This is a genomic window from Paracoccus sp. J56 (genome assembly GCF_019633685.1).
Classification (GTDB): Bacteria; Pseudomonadota; Alphaproteobacteria; order Rhodobacterales; family Rhodobacteraceae; genus Paracoccus; species Paracoccus kondratievae.
In genome coordinates this window covers 1-9,826 of record NZ_JAFL01000052.1, presented here as the reverse complement: position 1 = coordinate 9,826, position 9,826 = coordinate 1, and the positions used below count along the sequence as shown (strand labels likewise).

Annotated in this window: 11 protein-coding genes; 7 read left to right on the top strand and 4 right to left on the bottom strand. The window is 60.8% G+C overall.

What is annotated here, in order from left to right:
- From M511_RS18475 to M511_RS18465, 3 genes are all read left to right on the top strand, one after another.
- Positions 1-343 (top strand): IS5 family transposase (locus M511_RS18475; protein ID WP_139824611.1); only part of this gene is annotated, 343 nt, incomplete at its 5' end.
- Between the two features lie 18 nt (positions 344-361).
- Positions 362-547 (top strand): hypothetical protein, encoded by a 186-nt coding sequence (locus M511_RS18470; protein ID WP_085503183.1) that lies wholly within the window; start codon positions 362-364, stop codon positions 545-547.
- A 23-nt stretch (positions 548-570) separates the two neighbouring features.
- On the top strand, positions 571-1,971 hold the full coding sequence (locus M511_RS18465) for an MFS transporter (protein WP_085503181.1): 1,401 nt from the start codon (positions 571-573) through the stop codon (positions 1,969-1,971).
- Between the two features lie 14 nt (positions 1,972-1,985).
- Here M511_RS18465 and M511_RS18460 read toward each other — a convergent pair whose 3' ends face one another.
- Positions 1,986-2,480: an RES family NAD+ phosphorylase gene (locus tag M511_RS18460; protein ID WP_085503179.1), complete on the bottom strand. Its 495-nt coding sequence runs from the start codon at positions 2,478-2,480 to the stop codon at positions 1,986-1,988.
- Positions 2,481-2,483: 3 nt separating this feature from the next.
- A complete protein-coding gene (locus M511_RS18455; protein WP_010400526.1) occupies positions 2,484-2,834 on the bottom strand; it encodes an MbcA/ParS/Xre antitoxin family protein in 351 nt (116 codons plus the stop codon).
- A 264-nt stretch (positions 2,835-3,098) separates the two neighbouring features.
- On the opposite strand from M511_RS18455, the gene M511_RS18450 reads away from it, so the two are divergent.
- The 4 genes from M511_RS18450 to M511_RS18435 all read left to right on the top strand — a co-directional run bounded on the left by M511_RS18450 (position 3,099) and on the right by M511_RS18435 (position 7,365).
- Entirely contained in the window at positions 3,099-5,297 is a 2,199-nt protein-coding gene (locus M511_RS18450; RefSeq protein WP_085503185.1) for a TonB-dependent siderophore receptor, read from the top strand.
- Positions 5,298-5,322: 25 nt separating this feature from the next.
- Positions 5,323-6,495, top strand: a complete 1,173-nt coding sequence (locus M511_RS18445) for a YncE family protein (protein ID WP_010400529.1) — start codon at positions 5,323-5,325, stop codon at positions 6,493-6,495.
- A gap of 212 nt (positions 6,496-6,707) precedes the next feature.
- Positions 6,708-6,854: a hypothetical protein gene (locus M511_RS18440; RefSeq protein WP_010400531.1), complete on the top strand. Its 147-nt coding sequence runs from the start codon at positions 6,708-6,710 to the stop codon at positions 6,852-6,854.
- A 289-nt stretch (positions 6,855-7,143) separates the two neighbouring features.
- A complete protein-coding gene (locus M511_RS18435) occupies positions 7,144-7,365 on the top strand; it encodes a hypothetical protein (protein WP_010400533.1) in 222 nt (73 codons plus the stop codon).
- A gap of 111 nt (positions 7,366-7,476) precedes the next feature.
- Here the strand turns inward: M511_RS18435 and M511_RS19550 are convergent, their stop codons facing one another.
- A complete protein-coding gene (locus tag M511_RS19550) occupies positions 7,477-9,552 on the bottom strand; it encodes a Hint domain-containing protein (protein ID WP_085503177.1) in 2,076 nt (691 codons plus the stop codon).
- A gap of 169 nt (positions 9,553-9,721) precedes the next feature.
- On the bottom strand, positions 9,722-9,826 hold a 105-nt coding region (locus M511_RS19725), incomplete at its 5' end, for an integrase core domain-containing protein (RefSeq protein WP_139824641.1).

Genomic DNA, 9,826 nt, shown 5'->3' with positions numbered 1-9,826 from the left:
CAACCTGTTCGTCAGCGCCGGTCAGGTCAGCGACTACATTGGCGCGCGGGCATTGTTGAGCAGCCTGCCGGATGTCGATTGGTTGCTCGGGGATCGCGGCTATGACGCCGACTGGTTCAGAGAAGCATTGAAAGACAAGGGGATACGGGCGTGTATCCCTGGTCGAAAACAGCGGAAGATGACGGTGAAGTACGACAAGCGCCGATACAAACGGCGCAACAGGATCGAGATCATGTTCGGCAGGCTCAAGGATTGGCGGCGTGTGGCAACCCGATATGACAGATGCCCAAAGGTCTTCCTCTCAGCCATCGCCCTCGCCGCAATCGTCATTTATTGGTTATGAGTCCTGACCCTAGAACTGTTGGCTGCGCTGCTGATCCTTTATTCGCCAAGCCGGGTTTACGGTGCGGCTCTGGGCGCATGCGTGATGGCGGCGGCGGCGCTGACCACGCTTGGCCACGGTGAATACGCCCACGGTGTCGCACCCCTTGTCGTGCTGGCTGTGGCGCTGATCCTGCTGGCCCTTTCCTGGCCGCAAAAGACCTGATCCGAAAACCGAGGCTTTCCACGATGACACAATCTGTTTCCAGCTTCGCTGCGGCGGAGCCCGAGGGCGCATGGGCTGATCTTTTCCGCGGCCGCAACCTTGCCGTTGTTACGGTCATGGCGGGCGGGGTGCTGCTTTACGCGATGAACCTTTACTTTACGGCGGCTCTGCTGCCGTCGATCGTCGCCGGAATTGGCGGGCAGGAGTTTTACGCCTGGGTGACGACCGGTTTCGTTATCGCGGCGATCTTTGGTTCGTTGATGGTCAGTCGCATGCTGGCGCGTCGCGGGCCGGGGGCGGCTTATACGCTGGCGCTGATCCTGTTCGCCGCCGGGGCGCTGCTTGCCGCATCCGCACCGGGGATGCAGGCGCTGCTGGCCGCGCGTCTTGTTCAGGGACTGGGCGGTGGCGTGCTGGCAGGGCTGGGCTATGCGGTGATCCGCACCGCCTTGCCCGAGGCGCTATGGGCGCGGGCGACGGGGCTTATTTCAGCCATGTGGGGGCTCGGCACGCTATTTGGTCCCTCGCTTGGCGGGCTGTTTGCCGAGCTTGGGTTGTGGCGCTGGGCTTTTGGCCTGCTGGCGCTGGCGGCCTGCCTGATGATCCTGCCTGCGCGGCGCGGTTTCCGGGCCATCGCGCCTGTGGCGCTGCGCGAGGCTTTGCCGGTTGCATCGCTGATTACGCTGATGGCGGCGGTGGTGGCGATTTCGGTCAGTGCGGTGCTGCCGGTCGGTTGGCCGACGGTGGTGTCGCTGGCCGTGGGTGGGCTTTTGCTGATCGGCTTTGCCAGGGTCGAGAGGCGGGCGACGCAGACCATTCTGCCGCGTCTGACATGGCAGCGGGGCAATCGGTTGAAGTGGATCTATCTGACCGTCGCTGCGCTGAGCACCGGGGTGATGCTTGAGAATTTCATTCCCCTGTTTGCCCAGCAGCTTGCGGGGCTTGGGCCCCTGCTTGCCGGGTTGTTGGGTGCGGTGCTGTCGCTTGCCTGGGTACTGGCGCAGCTTTATTCGGTGACGCTTGCCTCTGCCGCCGCACGGGCGCGGGCAATCCGGCTGGGGCCGGTGTTGCTGGTCCTTGGTCTTTTCGCTTATGGCCTGATGCAGCAACAGGGTGCTGCGCCGTGGCTGACCTTGTTGCAAGCACTGTCTCTGGCACTTGCCGGGGTGGGGATCGGCCTGTGCTGGCCCTTGCTTGGTGTGGCCGCAATGAGCAGCGCCACAGATCCGGCCGAGGGCGGCAAGGCTGCCGCCGCGATCACCACGACGCAGCTGATTGCCTTTTCCATCGTTTCGGCTTTCGCCGGGCTGTTGATGGCGGCGGGGCAGGGCAGTCCACAAGGCGCTGCGACATGGGTCAGCCTTGGCATTGCTCTGTTGTGCCTGCCCGGCATCTGGTTCGGGATGCGCGCGGCAAAGAAATAGGGGCAGGGTGCCGCCTAACCTAGCCGGTTTTCGTCATCGACCAGCGTCAGCACGGCGGGCGGGGCGGCGCCCCATTTCCACAGCACCATGTTCAGGTCCGCATCCGTTGCCCCTTTGGCAAAGCTGCGGACCAGCATGCCGTCATGACCGTCACGGATCAGCTGTTCGGCCAGTTTCTGGGTCGGGGCCTTGCCATCCTCTCTCATCCTGATGCGCCAGTCGTCGGCGGCCAGGTCGGCAGGTCCGATTCCGTATTCGTCCAGAGCGGCCGGGTCGGTTGCATCGAATATTCGCGCGACATCGGCCTTATAAGCCACCAGCGTCGTGGGCTGGAGGTTGCCGATCTGATTAGCCTCGCGGATCGCGGTCATGATTGACAGCGCGGTGTAAAGAGCAGGGGCGCCCTTTGGGTTGAACCGCCCGCCAAAGCGCCGGGCTCCCTCGCCCGAAAGTGGCTCGCGCGCCCAGACGGGGTTGAGGGCGCGATAAAGAAGACCGCGGTAATGCATAATCTAGGCGTAAAGGCCCGCTTCCACCGCGTCGATATAATCCATCACCTCTGCCGCATGACCGTCGCGCACCAGCTGCATCGCGGTCAGGCCGCCAAAGCCGGTCAACGGCTCAGAACGATACCAGGCATATGCGATCAGCGGAGAGCCAAAGCGTGGCGCGACCCGGTTCAGGATCTCGACCATCTCGCGCAGGCGCTTTTGGGTCTTCGGACTGGCCACGCGATCGGGTCGCATGACGGCATCGCGGCCAAGGCCGACCGTGCGGGCCACCTCGTCCTTGGTGGTGCGTAGTGCTTCGGCGATCCGGGCCGGAGCGAACTGGCCACCTTCGGCATAAACTTCGATACGCATCCGCGCCTCCATATAGATAGGCACAATATGGCGTCAATTTGCGTGGCTTTCAAGTGTGTGATCGTGCTATGACCAGATCCCAGCTCACGACCCCCGCGCGTTCAGCCAAAGTTTGCTGCAAATGTGACTGTTGCGCAATTGCAGCAACCGCGCGTGGCCTGCGGTCATATGACGCTTGAGCTTGATCATCGGCCCCGCAATAGGGATAGCGGGCACAAGCACGCCATATGCAAGCCAAAAACCGAAAGAATCGGATTGCTTGCCATGACGCGTATTCTTCTGATCCCTTCCGCTGCTTCTGTGCGGCTTACAACGGCGCTGGGTGCCGGTATTCTGACGATGCTTGCCTGTCCTGCCCTGGCGCAAGAGGCCGAGGATGGAGCAGAAAGCACCGTCGTTCTGGACGAGGTGACGATCACCGCCGCCCCCGGCACCGAGACCGAGGGTTCGGGCAGCTGGACAACGGCATGGATGCGTTCGGCGACAGGGCTGGTGCTTAGCCAAAAGGAAACGCCGCAATCCACCAGCGCTGTCACCCATGCACAGATGCAGGACCGCAATATCACCACGATTGCCCAGACGATGGAGGCCGCCACGGGCATTACCGTGCAGGCTTATGAAAGCGACCGGATCAACTATTACGCGCGGGGCTTTTACATCGACGCCTATCAGTATGACGGTGTCCCCACGCCGCGAAACGGTGCCTGGACCTTTGGCGACAATAATCCCGACATGGCGCTGTATGATCATGTCGAGATCGTACGAGGCGCTACCGGGCTGATGCAGGGCGCGGGCGAGCCCGGGGCCTCGGTCAACTTTATCCGCAAGCGCCCGACCAGTGAGTTCCAGAACCAGACGGCGGTTTCGCTGGCCTATCCCAAGGGGGGCAGGGTCGAAGCCGATGTCTCGGGGCCGCTGAATACCGCGGGCACGGTGCGGGGCCGGTTCGTTGCGGTCGCCGACAGCCGCGATGGATCGCTGGATGCATATCACAAGGACAAATACGTCCTTTATGGCGCGATCGAGGCCGATCTGGGCGACAATACCGTGTTGAACGCCGGGATCAGCTATCAAAAAACCAGGGCCGACAACGTAACCTGGGGTGGGCTGCCGCCCTATTATGCCGACGGCGGCCTGATCGACTGGAATAAAGGCGCGACGCTGGGCGCGGACTGGACCTATGTCGATACCGAGCGGACCGAGGCTTTTGCCTCGCTTGAGCATGTCTTTGACAATGGCTGGACCGCGCGGCTGGTTGCCACCCATATCCGCAGCGAGGCGGATATGGAGCTGGCTTGGATCTCGGGTAGTCCTGACAGGGAAACCGGACTTGGCATGACCCCCTCGGCGGTGAAATATAACGGGACGACCAAGGTGTCGTCGCTGAATGGGATGCTGAACGGTGACTTTCAGGCTTTTGGCCGTGATCACCAATTCGTCCTTGGGGCCACTGTCTCTGACTTTAAAAGCGACTATTCCGGCTATGCGGCTGACAGATCGTCGCTGACCCCGGTCGGTAATATATTTGACTGGGACGGCAGTTACCCACGACCGCGCTTTTCGGACGCGGCAACCACGATCTGGCACGATAAGCAGCGTCAGTATGGGCTTTATGCAACCACCAGGCTGCAGGCGAGCGATGCGCTGTCCATCATTGCCGGCGCGCGGGCGAACTGGTGGAAAGGCAGCGAGGCCACGACCGGCGAGCTGACCTATGAATACAGCTATAACGGTGAGATCACGCCCTATCTGGGCTTTACCTATGATCTGAACCCGACCTACACCGCCTATGGCAGCGTCACGAGCATTTACAAGCCGCAGATCGTTCTGGACAAAAATGGCGATTACCTCGACCCGACCTACGGCTGGAACTATGAACTGGGGGTCAAGGCCGATCTGATGGGCGGGGCCATGTATGCCTCGGCCGCGATCTTTCAGACCAATCAGAAGGATGTGGCGAATTGGGTAGGTAATGATGAGACCGACCTGCACGCCATCTATGAAAGCATCGACGGCACCAGGACGCGCGGTTTTGAGGTCGAACTGGCCGGGGCGATCAGCGATCGCTGGAATATCTCGGGCGGCTACACCTTCCGCACCTCCGAGGACAAGGATGGCAAACGTTTCGCGGCTGACCAGCCCAAACACACCCTCAAGATTGCGACTGATTACCGGCTGGCTGGCATTCTTGACGAAAAACTGACCCTTGGCGGTGCGATGCGCTGGCAAAGCGGTACCGACAGCATGAATTTCGCGAGCGACAGCCAGCAAACGAACGTCCATCAGGGCTCTTACGCTGTCTTTGATCTGAATGCGCGTTATGAGCTGACCGACAAGACAGAGCTGTCGCTGAGCGTGAATAACGTCTTTGACAAGGAATATTACGCGACCACCGGCTTTTACGGCAGGGTCGTCTATGGCGAGCCCCGTAGCGCCGAGCTGACGCTGCGTGCCAAATTCTGACCCCCCATCTGCGAGGAATAGTTACATGAGTATCGTTTATCCGTGGTCGAAAACCACACTATCTGTGGGCACTTTGGCGCTGTGTCTTGCAATGGGTGCGCTGCCGCTTGCCGCTCAACAGTCGAACGGCGAGCCTGCGGCGCTGACCGCCGCCCAGATCGCACCGGCGCTGATCCGCACCGATGCGGTCCTTGGCGCCTATGAGGTGGCGCACTGGGCCGAGGAGGGGATGCTTTTTGTCGCCTCGTCGCCTTCGTTTGACGGTGATGTGCCGGGCTATGTCCATGTGTTCGACGCCTCTGATCTGCGTCCGATCCGCCGTGTCCAGTTGCCGCGCCGGGCTTTTGCGCTGGCACTGGATCGCAGCACTGGACAGCTTTACGCAGGCAATACGCTGGACGGTTCGCTGACCGTGATCGACGCGAAGGGCGGGACGATCCTGGACACCATCCAGCTGGGCCAGCCCGAGGACAAGGGTTTCGAACACGTCCGCATGATCGTGCTGGACGAACAGCGCGGTCTCGCCTTTGTGACCGGGCCGGGACAGAAGGGCGTGACCTGGATCGTCGATACCAAGGCCCGCAAGATGCTGCACCGGATCGACACCGGCCTGTGGACCGCCGGGGCGGCCTACGATGCGGGGGCAGGGCGGCTGTATGTCAGCGGCGGCGGTATCGAGGAAATCTCGGTGATCGACGTTGCCAGCGGCCAGCGCGTCGGCGGGCTGTCAACCGGCGACACATCCGAAGAAGGGGGCGATGCCTCGCGCCATTTCTTTGTTAATCTGGCGATTGATGCAGAAGGTCAGCGCCTCTTTGCGAGTGATGCGCAGGACGGTGCCATCTACGTTTCCGACATCGCCAGCGGCAAGGTGATCAGGCAGATCCCGGTCGGCCTCGGCACGCTTGACGTTGCCTATAACCCGGCGCGGCAAGAGATCTATGCGACATGGCGTGGCGTTGATCGAGACAACAAGTCGGGCACCGGTGGGCTGTTGGTCATTGATGCGCAAAGCTATGCCATCAAGCAGCGCGTACCCCTGCCGGCCCATCCTAATAGCCTTGAGGTCAGCGAGGACGGCAGGACGCTGTTCATGACTGTCAAAGTCTCGAATGATAAAAGTGACGCCGCCTATCGGGAGGGTGCTCTCGACTCGGTTCTGCGCATCAATCTGGAGCGTCTGGCTGATCAAGGCTGACCGGCGAGCCGTCACCATGTCCATATCGCTATTTGCGCCCCGGCCTTTGGTGGTCGGGGCGCATTCCCTGGGTTAGCCCTTTTGCCCGGCTGACGAATTTTCTTCCATCGTTCAGAAAAATGCGGCCTCTGGCAGACTGGTCGGGAACGAACCGCTCACCCCGATGTTATCCGGATAAAGGCTGCGGTCGGGGGACCCATGGGAAAACTGCGATGACGATTCTGGACTGTCACCTCGTGCGCCTTCTCGGCCTTATACATGCGGCCGAGAATGAACGTCTGCTGTCTGTTCCTGTTGTTCTTAAGGACTCGATCCTGCGCGCGCAGATCATGACTGCTGCGGACAAGTTAAAGACCTGAGAAACAGCGGAACCTGTATCCAGACGGGCCTTTTGCGGCTCGAATAACAAAACCGGTCCGGTCAGGCGCGCGCACTGACTGTGTAAGCCGCGCTGCTGGCCCGGCCAGATGCCGCGCCATCGCCAACCCCATCAGCCTGTTGTTCGCCAGATGCGGCCTGCCGCACCTTCGATCAGGGAATTTGCTCGATAAGCGGGCGATTGCGCATTTGGCGGCCAGACGAGATCTTTCACATTTTCGGGATCTTCTGCGCCTCAATAGGGTTGTCATCAACAGCTTGCGGAGATTGATGATGCTTGGCCCCCGGTATCTTGGCCCTTACCCTGATCGCGTTCTGGACTGCCAAGAAGCGGTTGAACCTGCGTTCATGGCGCTTTTGAACAGTGCCGAGGGGGCGGGCTGGGTGCGTGAGGAGGTTATAGCCGCACTGGCAGAGCTCGCCATCAATCACGTGATGGCGTTCAGCGCGAATGAGGTGACCGACGCCCAGATCGCCGATCTGCAGCGCTGACCGCGCTGGCTGCTGTGCCGCTGGATAGCTGCCGCTGCAGTGCTATCCCGATGTGTCGTCCAAAGGGCCACGGTTTTGCCCGCGGCCCCTTGATGCTTTTTTTGGCCGTGTTCAACCGACCATGGCGCGGTGATGCTGCAGATGGCGGTTTGCGAGCTTTCTCGCGCGTCGTCCAGAGGTGAGCGGTCGTGCGGGCGTGGGCTCGGACCCTTCCTCGCGCAGTTGCGGGAAAAGGGTAAAGATCTCTTCCAGCGCCGCCTTGCCGACCGATTGCAGCGCCTGCGGGCCGGTATAAAGCGACTCGGTCAGGGCCCCGTTCGAGGTCACGACCTCGTGCCGGTCAAAGAGCATGTGGAAATACCCGACCTCGGTGATATCCGAGGCGATGTCGATGCCTTCGATCTGCACAAGCTGCCTGGCGGCGACGAGCACCTCCTCGGTGCCGAACATCTTCTGCGCGATCTTCGAGCGCACCAGCACCCGGTGCTGTGGCGACACGACGAGGTCCGAGGACGGCGTTCCCTTTCCCAGCGCCCCGGCCCGGATGCGGATGGGGCGCAGTTTCGGATTTGCTGCAAGCGTGCGGGCGTCGAGCCTGACCGAGCCGATCCAGCGGATCGGCTGCAACCCGTTGTCTGCGGTGTGGACGAGGTCTCCGGGCCGCAGATCGTCGATGCGCTGCTGGCCCTGACCGGTTTCGATCAGCGTGCCGTTTGCGAAACAGACGATGCTGGTGTTGTCATAGGTCAGGTCCTCGGGCGCGACGGGGCTGCCGTCATTCTCGATCCGCAGGTTCAGGAATGGCAGGCCGTTCTGGCCATCCAGCATGTTCAGCGTGCCGTCATCGGCCTGATCGGCCCGCATCCATTGCAGCGGGTTTTTATAATTCGTGCCGTGGGCGGCGTTATAGGCGTCGAGGTTGGTCTGATTGTAGTATTCTCTCAGATCGACAAGGTCGTTGTTGGATTGGTCGCCGTCATGGATGTCCTGACCGGTGCCGGTGTTGAAATCGGTGATCAGGATGGTTTCGCGAACGCCGCCATGGTGAACGTCAAATCGATCGAACCCTTCACCACCAGTCAGAGTGCTGCCGCCGCTCATGCCATAAAGAAAGTCATTCCCTTCACCTCCGTCCAGAAGGTGATGTCCATGGTATGCGATAAGGGTATCGTTTCCCGCGCCTCCATAGAGGGTGTCTTCTCTCAGATCTTCAGGATCAGTAACGGTAACTTGTGAAAGTAAAAAGTCGTCGCCATCTCCGCCGTCCAGCAGGTTGTTTCCCCCGTCGCCGACAAGCGTATCGTTTCCCGCTCCGCCATAAAGCGTATCGTCGCCTTCATTCCCCCGCAGCGAATCATTACCGTTGCCGCCATGAATTTCGTCGTTACCGTTGCCACCACGAATTGTGTCGTTGCCCGCCTCGCCATTGATGAAGTCGTTGCCATCACCGCCATCAATGAGGTCGTCGTCATCTCCGCCATCAAGGTAGTCGTCGCCGTCACCGCCATGAATGGTATCGTTGCCCGCCCCGCTAAAAATGGAGTCGTTGCCGCCAAGGCCTATGATGACGTCATCGCCCGGACCAACCCTTTCACCTTCGGGGTCGCCGGTATAGTTTTCGTCGATCAGGTCATCCCCATCGGTGCCTTCGACAACGCCGGGCATGGCTCTTGTGAGATCGCCTGGGGCCTCGGCCATGTCGTCGGTGCTGGCACCGGGCGCAAGCCGGGTCGCCTCTTCGATCGACATGCCGGTCGAGGTATAGCCGATGATTTCCCAGTTGCCCGGAGTGAGCTCGGCCCAGATCGCATTGATATGAAATCCGGCTTCGTTCAGCGCGGCCTGACCATTGTCTGCGCTCCAGTCCGGAGCTGATCTGTAGCCAAGCAGAAGCCTGACGTTTTCATAGATGACCCCGGCCTGTATGATGGTAGCGGTCTGCACCTCATCCAGGCTGATTTCCTGACCGTCGGATCCTTCATATGTCAGGTCGGGGTTTGAGCCGGGCAGCGCGCTGCCCCCGTTGGTGAATATATCCAATGTCTGGCCGGGTGACCGAAAGAGGATCTGCGTGGTGTCCAGCGCGGGATCGTAGGTTTCGGCCAGAGTGAAACTGGCGTCGGGCTGGCCGGTCGTCGGACCTCCGGCAATGTTTTGCACAGAGGTAAGCGTAACAGAGATCGGCATAATGAACTAAGCTCCTGATCGAGTGCGGCTGATGTCCCGGACAGGGACAGGCAGGGTCGCACGACTGACAGAATTATAAGCGCCAGCAACAATTCGGGTGCGGCGCCTAGAGGTGGACCCGCCTGGTGAGACAGTTTGGCGGCTTGGCTAAGGTGGATCGGGTTGGTTTCTATGCCGCCAGTCGCTCCGTCATTTCCGCCGTAGCATAGACCTCGTCGGGTGTCCTGCCGCCGAAGGTCGAGTGCGGGCGTCTCTCATTGTAGTAGGCTATCCA

What these genes read in the sequence shown, in the direction of transcription:
- M511_RS18465 (WP_085503181.1), top strand. Translation starts at nt 571, where the DNA reads ATGACACAATCTGTTTCCAGCTTCGCTGCGGCGGAGCCCGAGGGCGCA.
- M511_RS18460 (WP_085503179.1), bottom strand. Translation starts at nt 2,480, where the DNA reads ATGCATTACCGCGGTCTTCTTTATCGCGCCCTCAACCCCGTCTGGGCG.
- M511_RS18455 (WP_010400526.1), bottom strand. Translation starts at nt 2,834, where the DNA reads ATGCGTATCGAAGTTTATGCCGAAGGTGGCCAGTTCGCTCCGGCCCGG.
- M511_RS18450 (WP_085503185.1), top strand. Translation starts at nt 3,099, where the DNA reads ATGACGCGTATTCTTCTGATCCCTTCCGCTGCTTCTGTGCGGCTTACA.
- M511_RS18445 (WP_010400529.1), top strand. Translation starts at nt 5,323, where the DNA reads ATGAGTATCGTTTATCCGTGGTCGAAAACCACACTATCTGTGGGCACT.
- M511_RS18440 (WP_010400531.1), top strand. Translation starts at nt 6,708, where the DNA reads ATGACGATTCTGGACTGTCACCTCGTGCGCCTTCTCGGCCTTATACAT.
- M511_RS18435 (WP_010400533.1), top strand. Translation starts at nt 7,144, where the DNA reads ATGATGCTTGGCCCCCGGTATCTTGGCCCTTACCCTGATCGCGTTCTG.
- M511_RS19550 (WP_085503177.1), bottom strand. Translation starts at nt 9,552, where the DNA reads ATGCCGATCTCTGTTACGCTTACCTCTGTGCAAAACATTGCCGGAGGT.